Source organism: Candidatus Competibacteraceae bacterium (assembly GCA_016699715.1).
Lineage (GTDB): Bacteria > Pseudomonadota > Gammaproteobacteria > Competibacterales > Competibacteraceae > Competibacter.
Genome location: CP065007.1, coordinates 1,338,852 through 1,355,537, shown reverse-complemented (window position 1 = coordinate 1,355,537; position 16,686 = coordinate 1,338,852). Strand labels below are relative to the sequence as shown.

The following is a 16,686-nucleotide window of genomic DNA, read 5'->3' as shown; positions in this document are numbered from 1 at the left end:
ATCGAGAGAGTTCCCGTGATGCCGAATCCATTTTGTCGCCTGCTGCTGATCGTGCTGGCCTGCGCGTTGCCGCTGGTCGTCGCCCACGCCGCCGATCCGGCCACGCCGCCGTTTGAGGAGGGTAAGGATTATGTGCGTCTGTCGACACCGGTGCCGACAGAGATGCCCGATAAGATCGAAGTGATCGAGATGTTCTGGTACGGATGCCCGCACTGTTTCGATTTGGAGCCGAAAGTGCGGGAATGGCTGAAACACAAGCCAGACAATGTCGCTTTCGTGCGGATTCCGGTCGCGTTTGGGGCCAGTTGGGAGCCTGGCGCCCGTGCCTACTATGCCGCCGAGGCTTTGGGCGTATTGGAGCAGATTCATGAGCCCTTGTTTGCGGCCATGCATCAGCACAAGCTGAAGGACGAAGATGACCTGGCGGCGTTCTTCGCCGAACATGGCGTCGATCAGGATGCCTTCCGTAAGGCCTACTCCTCGTTCCAGACCGAAACTCAATTGCGTCGCGGCAACCAGCTGGCGCAGCGTTATGGGGTGCGAGGCGTCCCGGCGGTGATCGTCAACGGCAAGTACGACGTGCGCTCGCCGCGCATGTTTGAAGTCGTGGATTTCCTGATCGTCCAGGAAGCCGCCGCGCCCGGAGGCGGCTAGCCGGCGCACGATGAGCGACCAAGGCGAACCACGCCGCTTGCGGCTGCTCAGTTACAATATCCAGAGCGGGTTGACCACCCGCAAATATTCTCAATATTTTACCCGCAGTTGGAAACATCTGGTGCCGGTGCCATCGCGGATGAGCAACTTGGACGGCATCGCTCGGGTATTGACCGACTACGACCTGGTGGGTTTGCAAGAAGTGGACGCTGGCAGCCTGCGTAGCGGTTTCGTCAATCAAGTAAAATATTTGGCGGATTATGCCGGCTTCGAGTACCTGTTCGATCAGTCCAACCGCCGGATCGGCATGATTTCGCAGCACGGCAATGCGGTGCTCAGCCGCATCCGGCCGACCGCCATCACCGAGCACAAGTTGCCTGGACTGATTCCAGGTCGGGGCGTGTTGGAAGTCCGGTTCGGCGCGGGGGAGGATGCCTTGCATGTGCTGATCATCCATATGGCGCTGGGCCGGCGCGGCCGATTGTTGCAAATCGAGTTTCTGGCTCATTTGGTGCGCGATTACCGTCACGTCATCCTGATGGGCGACCTCAACTGCCGGTCGGATAGCCCGGAGATGGGGACATTGTTGGCGACGGCCCGCCTGTGCGAGCCAGCGCCCGGATTGCAAACCTTTCCCAGTTGGCAGCCGGACCGGCATCTGGACCATATTCTGGTATCGCCGTCCATCGCGGTCGAACGGGTGGAGGTGTTGAACCACGTTTTTTCGGATCATCTGCCGATCGCCATGGAGGTGCGGTTGCCGGAGGAATGCAGGGTGCGGGAGCCAGAAGACAAGGATCGGATCAGGGAATTGCATTCGCTCCCCTGAGGTTTATTAAACGGCCTTTATTCCTTTGAATTCAGAATGTTTCTGGAATGTGTTGGAGCAACGCATCGGCGCGGTGACCGACCAGCGCTTCGTCGCTCGGCAGCGCCAGCCACTCGGTGGTGGCTGCATCAATCAGGCTTGGCGAGTCGGAGACGGCGAGCGGGATTTTTTCGTCAAGACCCATGGCGCGGCCACCGTGGTCCAGACCATGTTCGAGGCGGAGGCCGCCGGCCTGGCGGAACTGGCCGCGACCGAAGCCGTGCGGGTTCCCTTGCCAATCGGGCATGGTACCGCCGCCGGTCTGGCTTTTCTGGTGCTGGAGTACCTGCCACTGGGCGGAGGCGGCCCGCGGGCGCTGGATCTGCTGGGCCACCAGTTGGCCGCGCTGCATCGCATTCCCCAAGCGTTTTTCGGTTGGCATCGGAACAACACCATCGGTTCGACCCCCCAGCCCAATGATCGTGGCGATGACTGGATCACATTCTGGCGTGAGCGGCGGCTCGGCTTTCAGTTGGAACTGGCCGCCCACCATGGGCATGGAGGCGAACTGCGACGGCGAGGCGAGCAACTGCTGGCGCGGTTCGCGGGGCTGTTCATCGGTTACCGGCCGGTGCCGGCGCTGCTGCACGGCGATTTGTGGAGTGGCAACGCCGGCTGCACGGTGGATGGAGATCCGGTCATCTTCGACCCAGCCTGTTACTACGGCGACCGCGAGGCGGATCTGGCCATGACCGAATTGTTCGGTGGCTTTCCAGAATGTTTTTACGCCGCTTACCGGGAAGCGCTGCCGCTGGATGTGGGTTACCCGCAACGGCGGACGCTGTATAACCTGTACCACGTACTCAACCATCTCAACCTGTTCGGCGGCGGCTACCGCGCCCAGGCCGAGCACATGATCGACCAACTATTGGCGGAATTGGGTTGACAGGGGACGCCTGATTCAGGAGAACGCTCAATGCCCACAGCCACCGATCACCTCGAATTGCCCGTACCGGCGCCCGGCACGCAGCGGACGCTGCGAGTCCATCGCTACGGTGTGCCCGGCGCGCGGCCCAAAGCCTATTTCCAGGCCGCCCTGCACGCCGATGAAATACCGGGCCTGTTGGTGGCGCAACACCTGCTGCGTGGACTGGAGCAAGCCCAGGAACAGGGCCGGATGGTGGGTGAAGTGGTGGTGGTGCCGGTTGCCAATCCGATTGGCTTGAACCAGCACTGCAACGGTCGCCTGCTGGGCCGTTTCGATTTCGAGGGCAGCGGCAATTTCAATCGCGGCTTTCCCGACTTGACGCCGTTCGCGCTGGAGCGGTTGCGGGGGCGGTTGCGCGCCGATCCGGTCGATAATGCGGCGTTGGTCCGCGCAACCTTGCGGACGGTGCTGGCCGAACAGCGGGTGGCGCGGGAGACGGACGTGCTCAAACTGGCGTTGTTGGGGCAGGCCATTGACGCCGATTTCGTCTTCGACCTGCACTGCGACAGCGAGTCGCTATTGCACCTGTATGCATCGCGCTGGCAGGCCGACGAGGCGCGGACGCTGGGCGCGGAACTGGGGGCGGCGGCGATCCTGCTGGAAGAAGATCCAGGCGGCAATCCGTTCGACGGAGCCTGCGCCAGTCCCTGGTGGAAGCTGCGCGCGGCACTGGCGACGGAAGGTCCGGTGCCGCTGGCCTGTTTCGCGACCACGGTGGAACTACGCGGGCAAACGGATGTAAGCGATGAATACGCGGCGGCCGACGCGGCGGCGCTGCTGCGGTTTTTACAACGACGCGGCGTGATCGCCGGCGAACCGGGGCCGCTGCCGGAACCGCGTTGCCAGCCAACCCCGCTGGATGGGGTGGACGTGCTGACCGCGCCGGCCGCTGGCGTGCTGATCTATCGCAAACAGTTGGGTGAGTACGTCATGGAGGGCGAAATAGTCGTGGAATTGATGGACCCGCTCGGCGACCCGCCCGGCGCGGCTCGCCGAGCAATCCGTACCGCAACGAGTGGTCTCCTGTTTGCCCGCATGACCGAACGGTTGACCCGACCCGGACAGAAATTCTGCAAGGTAGCCGGTCGGGAGTCGTTGGGTTACCGTCAGGCCGGGAAACTACTGGAGGATTGAGCGCGGGTGGTTCAACGCCCTGGCCAGACGCCTAGCGCTGTGGGTTTTAGCGCCACCCGCTGAAATGGCAAAAACGGTGTTCCCGCGCTGAAGCGGGAACGGAATTGAGGTGGGCTCTTGCCGCAAGTCAGCCATAATTTATCGAGAAGCGTTATTGGGAGACGCCATGAAGCTTGCTGCCTGGAGCAATAAAGCCCACATCATTGGCTTTGTGTTTCTACTTGCGATGGGTTTGGTGCATCCAGCGAGTCTGACCCGTGCGGAAACGCTGATTGTGGGAGGAACGGGCTCGGCGGCACCGTTGATCGGGCAATGGGCCGAGGCGTATGGCAAGCGCAAGCCGAACGTCAGAGTGCGTGTGATCGAACCGCCGATGGGCAGTAACGGTTCAATTCGCGCGGTGCTCGCCGGCGCAATTGATCTGGCGGTACCCGGCAAGCCGCTGATCGAGGCCGAAAAGGCTCAGGGTGGCCAGGATTGGGAGCTTGGCCGCACCCCCTTTCTGGTGGTTACGGAGAAGAAACCGCCACCACCCGGATTTACCATCGAGCAATTGGCGGCGATCTACAGCGGCAAGATGACGACCTGGACCGATGGTTCACCCATCCGACTGGTGGTGCGCAGCCTGTCCGAATCGGACACTCTTATCCTGCGCCGGTTGTCGCCGGGTATGAACCAGGCGATCGACGCCGCGCTGGCCCGGCCCGGCATGTTGGTTGCCGCCAATGATCTGGAGAATATAGATCTGCTGGAAAAGACGCCGGGTTCCCTCGGTACGAGCAATCTGGCTCTGGTGCAGGCCCAGAATCGCAAGCTCAATGCCCTGCCCATTGACGGCAAGGCGCCAACTCTGGCCGCCCTGCGCCAGGGCGCCTACCCCTATTTCAAGGGCCTTTACCTCGTGCGCGGCCCCAAGCTGTCGCCAGCAGCCCAGGGTTTTCTGGAATTCATTCTTTCGTTATCCGGGAAGGAAATCCTGGATCGTTCGGGCTACGTTTCAGCCCCGCATCAGCCGTGAACAAGGTTGCCCGAATCGAACGCCTGCTCACCTGGCTGGCTGGCGGTTTGGCGGCGCTCGTCATGGTGGCGCCACCCACCGCGTTTTTTCTTTGGTCCTACCAGAATCGCAGCGGGGCGTTGCAAAGCGAGGCCCAGTCCCTCGCCACGGTCGTCACGGAGTTTGTCAATCACAGCACCGGTTTGTGGCGCTTCCAACCCGAGCGGCTGACGTCGTTACTGCAACGGTATGGCAATCGACGGTACGGCGCCGCCGTGATCGACCAGAACGGCAATACGATTGCCTACCTAATGCCGGAGTTGGCTGCGCCCACCCTCACCCGCACTTATCCGATTTACGATTTCGGCACCGAAGCTGGGAAGGTGGAAGTGCTTGTCTCGCTGCATGAGCTAGTGGTGGAAACGGCTCTGATCGCACTCGCCGGACTGGTGTTGGGCATCATCCTTTTTTTTCCACTGCGGCTTGTCCCGGTGCGTGCGCTACGGCGGACAACGCAGGCGCTCATGGATAGCGAAAATGCCTATCGGCAACTTGTTGAGTTGTCGCCCGATATGATTTGCATCAATCTCGATGAAAAAATCACCTATATCAATGCCAGCGGCGCTCGGATGCTTGGGGCGGATTCGCCGGCGGCGCTGATTGGCACGTCATTCTGGGACCGAATCCATCCTGACGATCGTGCGGTTGTGCGGGAGCGAATAAAACAGATCCTCACACTCAAGACGGCTGCTCCCCTGCTGGAGGAGCGCTACCTGCGAATGGATGGCGCCGCGTTTCCCGTGGAGATGGCCGCCGCCTCGTTTACGTATCAGGGCAAGCTGGCCTTTCAGGTGGTTGTGCACGATCTCTCCATCCGCAAACAGGCGGAGGCAGCGTTGCAACAGGCCAAGGAAGCCGCCGAGGCGGCCAGTCAGGCCAAATCGGAATTTTTGGCGATGATGAGCCACGAGATTCGCACCCCCCTGAACGGCGTGTTAGGCATGGCGGAGTTGCTGCGGGGCACCCCCCTGAATGCCCAACAGCAGCGGTTTGCGGACGTGATTCTCAATTCAGGCCACACCCTGCTGGTCACTATCAACGACATTCTGGATTTTTCCAAGATCGAGTCGGGTCGGATGAAACTGGAAGTCGTGCCCTTCGACTTGCGGGAGTTGATGGAAGAGACGGCGGCGCTGCTGGCTGGGCGAGCACACGAAAAGGGCCTGGATCTGCTCGACGATTTGCCGCTCGATCTGCCGGTCGTGGTGGAAGGCGATCCGGTACGCTTGCGGCAGATTCTGGTAAACCTGACCAGCAACGCCATCAAGTTTACCGAGCGAGGCAAGGTGGTCATGCGGCTACGCCTGTTGGACCAGGATGCCGCGAGGCCGCGCCTGCGCTTTGAAGTCCAAGATACCGGCATCGGGATTGCCCCGGCGGCGTGCGCCCGGATTTTCGAGGCTTTCACCCAAGCGGACGCTTCCACCACCCGCCACTATGGCGGCACCGGGCTGGGGCTGGCCATTGTTCGACAGTTGGTCCAGTTGATGGATGGGGAGATCGGCGTGGATAGCACGCCGGGAGTGGGTTCCCGGTTCTGGTTTAGTCTTCCACTGTCACAGTCAGTAACAAGCGTGCGGTCGCCTTGGCCAGCGCGGGAGGATCTGAGAGGCTTGCGGATTTTGCTGGTGGGTGATAATGCCGCCAACCGCGAGATTTTGCGGCGGCGGACGACAGCCTGGGGTTTGACGAGTGACCAGGCGGAAAATGAAGCCCGGGCCCTCACCCGCTCGCCCCGATTCACCGGCCGGATTCTGGTCGCCGAGGATAACCCGGTCAACCAGGAAATGGCCTTGGCGGTACTGAGTATGCTGGGCTGTCAGGGCGAGGTGGTGGCCGATGGCCAGGAGGCGGTTGAAGCCGTGGCCCGAACCCCGTATGACCTGATTTTGATGGACTGCCAGATGCCGGTGCTGGATGGGTTTGCCGCCACCGCCGCTATCCGTCGCTGGGAACACACGCGGGGTCGGCCGCGCCTCCCGATCGTTGCCCTGACCGCCAACATCGTCAAAGGCTTTCGGGAACAGTGTTTGGCGGGAGGGATGGATGATTATTTGAGTAAGCCTTTCACCCAGGAACAATTGGCCGCCCTGCTGGACCGTTGGCTGCCGGCCAGCGGCGGTGTCGTGCCCATGTCCAAGCCGTCTCCATCCCCGGATTCTCCGCCACCGCCGCGCGGAGATGACGGCCATCAGCCCTGAAGTTTCTATACTGAGCAATCCAATTTTCCAGTTTTCACCAGCGCAAATCGCGCCTCCGCTGGATGAGCAGGCCCTGGCCCAAATTCGCGCCTTGCAACGGCCCGGCCAGCCCAGCGTGCTGGGTAAAATCATCGGCCTCTATCTGGATAGCTCGCCCACTTTTCTCCAGCAGATGCGAGAGGCGATCACGGCCGGGGATAGCGGGGCACTGCGTCAGGCGGCTCATGGTTTCAAGTCGGGTAGCGCCAACCTGGGGGCGATGCAGTTGGCGGCGGTGTGCAAGGAGTTGGAGTATCGGGGGCGGGACCAGTGCCTGGAAGACGCCCCCACCTTGCTGCGGGAGGTGGACCGCCACTATGCACGGGTGCGGGAAGCACTGGTTGTGGAGATGGAGAGAGAGCGGCGGGCGAACCCGGCGTCCGCTGGCCCATGAGGGCCAACCGGCAACCTCGTTCAAGTGTAAGGCTTTCTCCGGTTTGTTGATCCGGGATCGCGATGGGGATCCCGAATCGATGCCGTACTCCGCTATTGTTATATCGTTTCCCGATAGGTTTTGTTCTTTTCGGAGGCCAATAACCACCCTGTTCGTCATACCCGCGAAAGCGGGTATCCCGTTTTTCAGCGGCGGCCTGGATTCCCGCATTCGCGGGAATGACGAAAACCTATTCAGAATTGGTATTATCGTATCCGATTTAAGAGGAGCCCTCGATGAGTGCTGATACCGTTTCCGCGCCAGCCAGGATTTTAGTGGTGGACGACGATCTTGCGACCCGCTTCCTGGTGAGTGAAGCCTTGGAGCAGGCCGGTTTCCGCGTCGAGCAGGCTGAAGACGGTCGTCAGGCACTCGCGATTTGCGAGCGGATCAACCTCGATCTCATCACCCTGGATGTCATGATGCCCGAGCTGGATGGGTTCGCGACCTGCGTCGAACTGCGCCGGCGACCCGAGGGAGCGCAGGTGCCGATCCTGATGATGACCGGCCTGGACGACTATGAATCCATCAATCAGGCGTTCAAGGCTGGCGCGACCGATTTCATTACCAAGCCCATCAACTTCATCCTGCTCGAATATCGAGTCCGGTATCTACTGCGGGCCAGCGCGGCCATGGCCAGCCTGCACGAGAGCGAGCGTCGGCTCACGACCGCCCAACGCATCGCGCGACTGGGATACTGGGATTGGAGTGAGGGTCATGACTTTCTCCATCTGTCGCGGGAGGTTTGCGAAATGCTTGGGCTCGATTCCCAAGCGCCCAAGGTTCCGTTCCAGGTTATTCTCGCCCGTGTGCATGAGAAGCATAGAAACCTTGTAGAGCAATGGCTTGAAGAAATACGGCAGGGCGGGAAATCCAGGGCGATCAGTTACCGGCTGGTGGATACCGTCGGCGGCGGGCGTTACGTTCAGCAACAGGCCGAAGCTGTCCTGGATACCTCCGGTTGTCCCACCCATTTGTACGGCACCCTGCAAGACATCACCGAACTGCATCAGACGGAGGAGCGCATTTGGCAATTGGCCTTCACCGATAGCCTCACGCGACTGCCCAACCGCGAATTATTCAAGGACCGCCTCGACACGGCGCTCAAGCGGGTCCAACGCCACGGTCGCCAACTCGCGCTGCTATTCCTGGATCTGGACAACTTCAAGCGCATCAACGATACCCTGGGTCACAATGTAGGCGATCTCCTGCTCCAGGCGATGGCCGACCGGCTGGAGTTGAGCGTTCGCGCCAGCGACTCGGTGTCGCGGAGCGATGCGGAAGTGCAGGACGAGAGTATCGCCCGGCTGGGAGGTGACGAATTCACCGTGCTGCTGCCCGAGATTCAGCGCAGCGAGGATGCCGCCATTGTCGCCGAACGGATTCAGGTTAATTTATCGCGGTCGCTCGTCCTGGAGGGTCACGAAATCTTCGTTACCCCCAGCATTGGCATTGCCGTGTTTCCGCGGGATGGAGAGAATTCGGAAACATTGCTCAAAAATGCCGATATGGCCATGTATTCCGCCAAGCGCCAGGGCCGAAATCTCTACCGATTTTACGATGCTGCCTTGAATGAATCCGCTCACAAGCGCCTGACGATGGAGAACCAGTTGCGCAAGGCCATCGAGCGAAACGAGATTTCTCTGTGTTACCAGCCCCAACTCGATCTTCCGAGTGGTCGCATCTGCGGCGTCGAAGCCTTGGCGCGCTGGACGAATGACGTGCTGGGCACGGTTTCTCCCCTCGAATTCATTCCGCTTGCCGAGGAGACCGGCCTCATCATCCTCATCGGCGAATGGGTGCTGCGCACCGCCTGCCGGCAAGCCAAGGCCTGGCAGGTGGCCGGGATCGGCCTGGAGCGGATGGCGGTCAACATTTCCGTTTTGCAGTTTGTGCAACCCCGCTTCACGGATGGGGTAGCGCGGATTCTGGAAGAGGTCGGCCTTGAACCGGCGGCATTGGAACTTGAGATCACCGAAAGTCTGTTGATGAAGGACCCGGAGGGGGCCTTGCACACACTTCGGACCCTCAAGGATCTCGGTGTGCAACTGGCCATCGATGATTTTGGTACTGGCTATTCAAGCTTGAGCCGCCTCAAGCAACTGCCGTTGGACCGGCTCAAGATCGATAAGATGTTTGTGCGCGAAGTGGACTCGCAGCCCAACGATGCCGCCATCGCCACGGCGGTGATCGCCATGGCCGAAAGCATGGGGCTGCGAGTCATCGCCGAGGGCGTGGAGAACGAGGCCCAACTGCGCTTTCTCAAATCCAAGCGCTGTCATGAAATCCAGGGATACTATTTGAGCCGGCCGCTGCCCGAGGCTGAAATGACCGCGCTGTTTCACAACCACCCTGTTTCAGACCGTGACGGCGGGTGATTTCCCGGCAAACTGGCGGGCAATCCTTTCCAGCACGACATATTGCAACGGATTAACGGTAACGGATTCAGGGTTGCTGTAACAGATCGAAAGGAGCATTACATTGAAATCCAGAACATTCACCCATTGGATGTTGGGAATCATGGCGGCGGCGTGGGTTATTCATGCCTGGAGCGCCACCGCGCGGGATGCCGGCGTAGCGCACAAAGCGCCGTATAAGGTCCTCCACATCATGAGTTACCACTCGCCATGGCGTTGGACCGACGGCCAGTTGGAAGGCTTTAAGGAAGGGATGGCGGATGCGCCGGTCGAATATCAGGTGTTCCAGATGGACACCAAGCGCAACAGTACGCCGGAAGCAAAGGACAAAAAAGGTCAGGAAGCGCGTGCCTTGATCGAATCATCACAGCCGGACCTGGTTTACACAAGCGATGACGATGCCCAGGAATACGTCGCCATTCACTATGTCAACAAGAAATTGCCTTTCGTATTCAGCGGGGTTAACAAGGATCCAGGGATTTACCACTTCGTGGGCAGCAATAACGTTACTGGCGTTCTGGAACAGGAACACTTTATCGAAACCGTAAACCTGCTCAGGCAGATCGTGCCGAATGTCAAGCGGATTGCCGCCGTGTTCGACGGCGATACCATGTGGGACCCGGTGATGGCGCGTATGCGCGAGCGTATCACCCAGATCCCCAATGTCGAAATTGTGGCCTGGGATCGCTTTCAGACGTTCGACGAGTACCAGCGCAAGATCAGGGAATATCCGGGCCAGGCGGATGCCATCGCCCTAATCGGTATCTTTAACTTCAAGGATTCGCAAGGCAAAAACGTTCCCTATCAGGAGGTATTGCGTTGGACCGCCGAGAACAGCACCTTGCCGGATTGCGGTTTTTGGGTGGATCGCGTGCATTACGGCACACTGGCTGCCGTCACCGTATCCGAGCACGAACAGGGACTCGCGGCGGGCCGGTTGGCGCATGCGATTCTGGTCGAAGGCCAGAGTCCATCGAGCTTACCGATGCGGCCTACCGTCAAGGGCCGCGCTGTCGTCAGCTTGGCGCGCGCTAATAAGCTGGGTATCAAGATGAAGAGCGGGGTGTTGCTCTCAGCCGAGGTGATCGAGAAATTCGAGTGGGATCAGTAAATGCGTCTTGGGCTGCGCGCCAGAATTGTGCTGATCGCGGCCAGCGTCGTATTGGCGGCGATGGCCGCGATCATCGGCGCCAGTGGGTATATCTTCTCAAACCAGTACGAGAAGGCGCTTGAGTCGCGCTCGCTCGCCATTGGCAAGAGTCTGAAACTCCAGTTGGAGCGAATCCTGGCGCTGGGAATCAAGGTGGGGGACCTGATTGGTTTCGAGGAGCAGTGTCAGGAAATCGTCAGCCTGTACCCGGGGATCAGCCATGCTTTCGTTGCCACGGACGACGGTCGGATCCTGTTCAGTAGCGAGTCGGTAAGGATGGGCGGCGAAATCATGCGGCCCGCCCTGCTCGAAGCCCTGCGGCTGGATAACGACTCGATCACGGGCATCAGTCTTGGCTCGGCCTATTTCCATATGGCGGTGATTCCGGTCTTCGGGCGGGACGGTATACAGGTCGCAAGTGTCGTGGTTGGATTTCCCGGCGGGCTGGTGGTGGACGAACTGCGGCGGGTACTTTACATCGGCGCCGGCGCGGGCTTGCTCGTTCTCGTCGCCGGGATCGCGCTGCTGCTAAGCGCGCTTGCGGCGTTCGTGACCCGACCGCTAAACCAACTCATCGAAACGGTGGAACGTATCGGCCGCGCCGGCGCCGACCTGTCCGTGCGTGTTCCCGGACAACCCGGCGCGGCCGAGTTTGGCGTGCTGATCTCCGCGTTCAATCACATGCTGGATCAACTCGAACGGCGCGATACCCAGCTTCGGTTTGCCAAGGAAGCCGCCGAGGCGGCGAGCCGGGCCAAGAGTGAATTTTTGGCCATGATGAGTCACGAGATTCGCACGCCGCTGAATGGCGTCCTGGGCATGACGGAATTATTGCGAGGGACGGTGCTGACCACCCAGCAGCGGCGGTTTAGCCACACCATTCTGCAGTCGGGTCAAACTCTGCTGGCGGTCATCAACGACATTCTGGATTTCTCCAAGATCGAGGCGGGGCGACTGGAGCTGGACATCGTGACCTTCGACCTGCGGGAACTCATCGAGGAAACCGCCATATTGTTGGCCGCGCGAGCCCATGGCAAGGGTCTGGAGCTGGCGGTTGACGTGGTGGCGGACTTGCCGGACCCGTTGCAAGGTGACTCGGGGCGGCTGCGGCAGATTGTGATGAACCTGCTAAGCAACGCCATCAAGTTCACCGAACGCGGCGAGGTGGTCCTCCGCCTGACGGCGGTGGCGCAAGGCCCCGACACCGCGCGGCTGCGCTTAACAGTGCGCGACACGGGGATCGGAATGACCCCCGAGGCGCAGGCCCGGCTTTTCGAGGCCTTTACCCAAGCCGACAGTTCCACCACGCGCCGCTATGGCGGTACCGGCTTGGGCTTGGCCATCTGCAAGCGCCTGGTGCAACTCATGGGTGGGGAGATGGGCGTCGAGAGCACCCTGGGCGCCGGCTCGACCTTCTGGTGCACCCTCACCCTGGCGCGCGCCGAGACGGCGTTGCGTCCGATCCCGCCGCCCCGTGCCGATTTGCAAAACGTGCGGGTGTTGGTGGTGGACAACCACGCCACCACCCGCGAGATCCTCCAGCGCCAGTTGCGCGGTTGGGGCATGCGCGAGACCGGCGTGGCGGGCGGATCGGAGGCGCTCGCCATCCTGCGCCAGGCGGTCCAGACCGGGGCGGCTTACGGTATCGTCATCCTTGATGGGCACATGCCCGGTATGGATGGTTTGAAGCTCGCCCGCCAGATTCGTGCCGATCCCACCCTGCGCGCGCCGCGGTTGCTAATGCTCACCTTGAGCGGCTTGAGCGATGACAATCCTCAGGAGGCGGGGGCCGAAGTGAACCTTTACTTACAAAAACCCATGCGCCAAGCCGAACTCCATGACGCCCTGTGCCGGCTCGCGCGGCCGACCGCCTTGGCGGTGGACTCCGTGAGCTATCGTTCCGTCCGGCGCGAGGAACCGCCGCGCTTCGACGGCCGAGTGTTGGTGGCCGAGGACAACCCGGTCAACCAGGAAGTGGCGCTGGCCATGCTCGAACATCTGGGTTGCCGGGTCGAACTGGCCAATGACGGACGCGAAGCACTGGCCGCGTTAGCGCGCGAACCCTTCGACCTGGTGCTGATGGATTGCCATATGCCGGTGCTGGACGGTTGGAGCGCCGCCACTGAATGGCGGCAACGAGAAAGCGCCACCGGTGGCCGGCGGGTGCCGATCATCGCCTTGACCGCCAACGTTATCAAGGGGGTGCGGGAGCAGTGCCAGGCGGCAGGAATGGACGACTACCTCGCTAAACCCTTCGAGCAGGCACAGTTGGTGGCGATTTTGGAAGGCTGGTTGCCCATTGTCAGGCAGCTTGCGCCCATGCCCGCCGCTGCCATGCCCGCCTCGGCCACACTATCCCAGCCGCCTGCCTCGGAGGTAGCGGCCAATAACACCGTCATCGCCCTCTCGGCAGCTCCACCGTCCCCCACACAGCCGATCGCCCTAACCGATTCACTGTTGGACGAACGCGCCCTGACCCAAATCCGTGCCTTGCAGCGGCCCGGCCAACCCAGCGTGCTGGGTAAAATCATCGGCCTCTATCTGGATAGCTCGCCCACTTTTCTCCAGCAGATGCGAGAGGCGATCACGGCCGGGGATAGCGGGGCACTGCGTCAGGCGGCTCATGGTTTCAAGTCGGGTAGCGCCAACCTGGGGGCGATGCAGTTGGCGGCGGTGTGCAAGGAGTTGGAGTATCGGGGGCGGGACCAGTGCCTGGAAGACGCCCCCACCTTGCTGCGGGAGGTGGACCGCCACTATGCGCGGGTGCGGGAAGCACTGGTTGTGGAGATGGAGAGGGAACGACGGGTGACCCCGACGTCTGCTGGTCCATGATGGTTAACCGACAGACTCCCCCAAGCGCAACGCTGTTGCCGGTTTGGTCCGGGATCGTGGCGGGTGGTCTCGAATCGGTGCCGCATTCCGCTATTGTTATCGTATCCGACTCAAGGAAAATCGCCGATGAGCGCTGAAACCGTTGCCGCGCCCGCCCGGATTTTTAGTGGTGGACAACGATCTTGCGACCCGTTTCCTGGTGAGCGAAGCTCTGGGGCAGGCGGGTTTTTGCGTCGAACAGGCCGAAGACGGCCGTCAGGCACTCGCGGTTTGTGAGCGGGGCAAGTTCGATCTCATCACCTTGGATGTTCCACAACCGCCCTGTTTCAGACCGTGACGGTGGGTGATTTCCCGGCAAACTGGCGGGGTGGGAGCCGCTGATTTATCGCCGGACAGGGAAGCTGCTGGGAGATTGATGCGGGCGATTCAACGCCCCGGCCAGTTGCCTATCGGGATACCCCACACCCCGATACCTCGTTGTTGGGCAATTTTTTCCAGCACGACATATTCAGGCGGGGCGTCGGGCGCGGCGGCGGCCCAACCTTGCTGAATCAGCCAGGCGGCCAGATCCTCATCGTTGACCGTGCAACTGGCGAGCACGTCGTCGTTGGGCAGGCGCTCCCGAATATCGCAGTGAACAAAATTGACCCCGATCTTGAAATTCAGCGCCAGCGCGGCGCGTGGCGCGCAGTGGATGGGACGGACGTTGTCTTGGCAACCCTGATCGGTCGGTGGAATGATGATGCCGTACAGCCGCACGGTCTGGCCACGGATGCGCAGGCTGCCATCGTCGTTGACGAAGGCAAAACTGGAGAGATCGCTGGCCGGCGCGGCGGTGGTATACAGCAGGACGATGAGCAGCGGAAAAATAGCGGGCATGGTGGGAGCGCCAGACAGGCGATGCGATGATCGAAACACATTTGGGCTCTGTTCGCGGGTGAAGTCTATTTGGTCTGTAGCTTTCATGCGTTATGATCGGTGGAACCACGAGCCACTCTTACACAGGATAACATTATGGATTTAATTGGGTTTCTAATTATCGGCCTGATCGCGGGCTGGATTGCGACCACCTTCATGCGCGGCGGCAGCATGGGGCTGGGCGGTAATCTGGTGATCGGCGTGATTGGCGCCTTCGTCGGCGGTTTTCTGTTCCGCTTGCTCGGTTTTGCCGCGATCGGCCTGATCGGTCAGCTCATCACCGCCACGGTGGGCGCCATGGTCTTGCTGTACGTGGTGCAAGTGCTCAAGAAAGCATGAGGTTTTGCAACGCCTTGATTCCGGTCGCTGGAAAGCGACGCAATCGGCCCCGCCCAACGCCGGACGAGACGGTATCGTGCCGATCCCGCCCGTGTTTTCATCGGATTCCGATCCGGGAGTTTTGCTGACCCATGGATGCTTTCTGGATTGCGCTCGCTTTTTTTCTGGGATTACTGTTTCGCTATTTGGGTTTGCCGGCGCTGGTCGGCTATCTGGCGGCGGGGTTCGTGCTAAATGCCCTGGGTCAGGAAGGCAGCGAACTACTCGAGCAGATCGCCCATGCCGGGGTACTGCTGCTGCTGTTCAGTGTCGGTCTCAAGCTGCGGATCAAGAGTCTGATTCGTCCCGAGGTTTGGGGGGGTGGGCTACTGCATCTGGCGGTCAGTGGGGCGTTGTTGGGGCTGGGCCTGCTCGCGGTTTTGACGCTGCCACCGGGACAGGCGTTGCTGCTGGCGATCACCCTGGGCTTTTCCAGCACGGTGCTGGCGGCCAAGAGTTTGGAAGAAAAGGCGGAACTGCGCGCTTTTCACGGCCGAGTGGCAATTGGCATTCTGATCATTCAGGACTTGGCGGCGCTACTCTTGATGACGGTGGCGGGCGTGGGAGCGCCGTCGCCATGGGCCTTGCTGGTGCTGGGGCTACCGCTGTTGCAGCCACTGGTGATGAAATTGCTGGACTGGAGCGGCCACGACGAATTGCTGGTGCTGTACGGACTGGTGCTGGTGTTGCTGGTCGGCGGTCTGGGTTTCGAGCATCTGGGCCTGAGTTCGGAGTTGGGCGCGCTGTTGTTGGGGGTTTTGCTGGCGAGTCATTCCCGGGCGACGGAACTCTCCAAGGCATTATGGTCGCTCAAGGAAGTGCTGCTGGTCGGTTTTTTCCTGCAAATCGGGCTGGAAGGCTGGCCCAGTCTGGCCACGCTGGGCGGGGCGCTGCTGCTGGCGCTGCTGCTGCCGCTCAAGGCAGCGCTGTTTTTTTTCATTCTGGTCGCCTTCCGGCTGCGCGCCCGCACCGCTTTTTTGACCGCGCTGGCGTTGGCCAGCTACAGTGAGTTCGCGCTGATCGTGGTGAAATTCATGGTCGGCAACGGCCAATTGGACGCCGAATGGCTGGTGTTGTTGGCCCTGACCGTGGCGCTGTCCTTCGTCATCGCCGCGCCGCTCAACCGCTTTGCCCATGTCCTGTATGAGCGATTTGAGCACCGGTTGGCGCGGTTCGAGCGGGCCGACCGACATCCCGACGAGCAGCCGGTGTCGCTGGGCAGCACCCAGATTCTGATTCTTGGCATGGGCCACGCCGGCACTTCCGCCTACGATTTTCTAAAGAAGCGCCAGCATGTTCCGGGTCAGCCCAAGGTGCGGATGGTGTCCGGCATCGACTCGGATCTGGTCAAGGTCGAACGGCATCTGCACGAAGGCCGGCGGGTGGTTTACGCCGACGCCGAGGACCCGGGATTCTGGCATCGCTTGCGCCTGGACGGTCTCAAGGCGGTGGTACTGGCGATGCCGGACCCGGAGGCAAAGAGCATCGCCGCCCGGCAGTTGCGGCGGCACGGCTTCCAGGGGTTGATCGGCGCGGTCAGCAGCTATCCCGAGGAAGAGCAGGCACTGAAGGCGGCGGGCGCCGACATGACCTTTCTGGCGTTCAACGAGGTCGGCGTGGGTTTGGCCGAGCATGTTTGGGAGGCGCTGGAAAGGCAGGCCAGCCAGCCGGATTGAA

The 16,686-nt window shown here is 61.1% G+C and carries 14 protein-coding genes; 13 read left to right on the top strand and 1 reads right to left on the bottom strand.

Annotated features, from left to right (window positions below):
- Positions 1-18: 18 nt before the first annotated feature.
- The 11 genes from IPM89_06080 to IPM89_06030 all read left to right on the top strand — a co-directional run bounded on the left by IPM89_06080 (position 19) and on the right by IPM89_06030 (position 14,050).
- Positions 19-654 carry a thiol:disulfide interchange protein DsbA/DsbL gene (locus IPM89_06080; GenBank protein QQS55368.1) on the top strand — a complete coding sequence of 212 codons (636 nt, stop codon included), beginning with the start codon at positions 19-21 and terminating at the stop codon, positions 652-654.
- A 10-nt stretch (positions 655-664) separates the two neighbouring features.
- The gene (locus tag IPM89_06075) at positions 665-1,483 is read left to right on the top strand and encodes an endonuclease/exonuclease/phosphatase family protein (protein QQS55367.1); all 819 of its coding nucleotides are present in this window, start codon (positions 665-667) and stop codon (positions 1,481-1,483) included.
- A gap of 49 nt (positions 1,484-1,532) precedes the next feature.
- On the top strand, positions 1,533-2,408 hold the full coding sequence (locus IPM89_06070) for a fructosamine kinase family protein (GenBank protein ID QQS55814.1): 876 nt from the start codon (positions 1,533-1,535) through the stop codon (positions 2,406-2,408).
- A 30-nt stretch (positions 2,409-2,438) separates the two neighbouring features.
- The gene (locus IPM89_06065; protein QQS55366.1) at positions 2,439-3,584 is read left to right on the top strand and encodes a succinylglutamate desuccinylase/aspartoacylase family protein; all 1,146 of its coding nucleotides are present in this window, start codon (positions 2,439-2,441) and stop codon (positions 3,582-3,584) included.
- Positions 3,585-3,693: 109 nt separating this feature from the next.
- Entirely contained in the window at positions 3,694-4,602 is a 909-nt protein-coding gene (locus IPM89_06060; GenBank protein QQS55365.1) for a substrate-binding domain-containing protein, read from the top strand.
- A complete protein-coding gene (locus IPM89_06055; protein ID QQS55364.1) occupies positions 4,599-6,842 on the top strand; it encodes a response regulator in 2,244 nt (747 codons plus the stop codon). The genes IPM89_06060 and IPM89_06055 overlap by 4 nt, the downstream gene beginning before the upstream one ends.
- Positions 6,823-7,275 carry an Hpt domain-containing protein gene (locus IPM89_06050; GenBank protein ID QQS55363.1) on the top strand — a complete coding sequence of 151 codons (453 nt, stop codon included), beginning with the start codon at positions 6,823-6,825 and terminating at the stop codon, positions 7,273-7,275. The genes IPM89_06055 and IPM89_06050 overlap by 20 nt, the downstream gene beginning before the upstream one ends.
- A 275-nt stretch (positions 7,276-7,550) precedes the next feature.
- Positions 7,551-9,692 carry an EAL domain-containing protein gene (locus IPM89_06045; protein ID QQS55362.1) on the top strand — a complete coding sequence of 714 codons (2,142 nt, stop codon included), beginning with the start codon at positions 7,551-7,553 and terminating at the stop codon, positions 9,690-9,692.
- Positions 9,693-9,822: 130 nt separating this feature from the next.
- Positions 9,823-10,842 (top strand): hypothetical protein, encoded by a 1,020-nt coding sequence (locus tag IPM89_06040; protein QQS55813.1) that lies wholly within the window; start codon positions 9,823-9,825, stop codon positions 10,840-10,842.
- Positions 10,843-13,713 carry a response regulator gene (locus tag IPM89_06035; protein QQS55361.1) on the top strand — a complete coding sequence of 957 codons (2,871 nt, stop codon included), beginning with the start codon at positions 10,843-10,845 and terminating at the stop codon, positions 13,711-13,713. It begins immediately after the preceding gene.
- A gap of 169 nt (positions 13,714-13,882) precedes the next feature.
- Positions 13,883-14,050, top strand: coding sequence for a hypothetical protein (locus IPM89_06030; GenBank protein ID QQS55360.1), 168 nt, complete (start codon positions 13,883-13,885; stop codon positions 14,048-14,050).
- A gap of 89 nt (positions 14,051-14,139) precedes the next feature.
- Here IPM89_06030 and IPM89_06025 read toward each other — a convergent pair whose 3' ends face one another.
- Positions 14,140-14,592: a thermonuclease family protein gene (locus IPM89_06025; protein ID QQS55359.1), complete on the bottom strand. Its 453-nt coding sequence runs from the start codon at positions 14,590-14,592 to the stop codon at positions 14,140-14,142.
- A gap of 135 nt (positions 14,593-14,727) precedes the next feature.
- On the opposite strand from IPM89_06025, the gene IPM89_06020 reads away from it, so the two are divergent.
- A complete protein-coding gene (locus IPM89_06020; GenBank protein ID QQS55358.1) occupies positions 14,728-14,970 on the top strand; it encodes a GlsB/YeaQ/YmgE family stress response membrane protein in 243 nt (80 codons plus the stop codon).
- A gap of 131 nt (positions 14,971-15,101) precedes the next feature.
- Positions 15,102-16,685, top strand: a complete 1,584-nt coding sequence (locus IPM89_06015) for a cation:proton antiporter (GenBank protein ID QQS55357.1) — start codon at positions 15,102-15,104, stop codon at positions 16,683-16,685.
- Position 16,686 lies beyond the last annotated feature (1 nt).

Excerpts from the sequence above, each read along its gene's own strand:
- IPM89_06040 (QQS55813.1), top strand. The coding sequence starts at position 9,823 with ATGTTGGGAATCATGGCGGCGGCGTGGGTTATTCATGCCTGGAGCGCC.
- IPM89_06035 (QQS55361.1), top strand. The coding sequence starts at position 10,843 with ATGCGTCTTGGGCTGCGCGCCAGAATTGTGCTGATCGCGGCCAGCGTC.
- IPM89_06065 (QQS55366.1), top strand. The coding sequence starts at position 2,439 with ATGCCCACAGCCACCGATCACCTCGAATTGCCCGTACCGGCGCCCGGC.
- IPM89_06075 (QQS55367.1), top strand. The coding sequence starts at position 665 with ATGAGCGACCAAGGCGAACCACGCCGCTTGCGGCTGCTCAGTTACAAT.
- IPM89_06080 (QQS55368.1), top strand. The coding sequence starts at position 19 with ATGCCGAATCCATTTTGTCGCCTGCTGCTGATCGTGCTGGCCTGCGCG.
- IPM89_06025 (QQS55359.1), bottom strand. The coding sequence starts at position 14,592 with ATGCCCGCTATTTTTCCGCTGCTCATCGTCCTGCTGTATACCACCGCC.
- IPM89_06045 (QQS55362.1), top strand. The coding sequence starts at position 7,551 with ATGAGTGCTGATACCGTTTCCGCGCCAGCCAGGATTTTAGTGGTGGAC.
- IPM89_06050 (QQS55363.1), top strand. The coding sequence starts at position 6,823 with ATGACGGCCATCAGCCCTGAAGTTTCTATACTGAGCAATCCAATTTTC.
- IPM89_06020 (QQS55358.1), top strand. The coding sequence starts at position 14,728 with ATGGATTTAATTGGGTTTCTAATTATCGGCCTGATCGCGGGCTGGATT.
- IPM89_06015 (QQS55357.1), top strand. The coding sequence starts at position 15,102 with ATGGATGCTTTCTGGATTGCGCTCGCTTTTTTTCTGGGATTACTGTTT.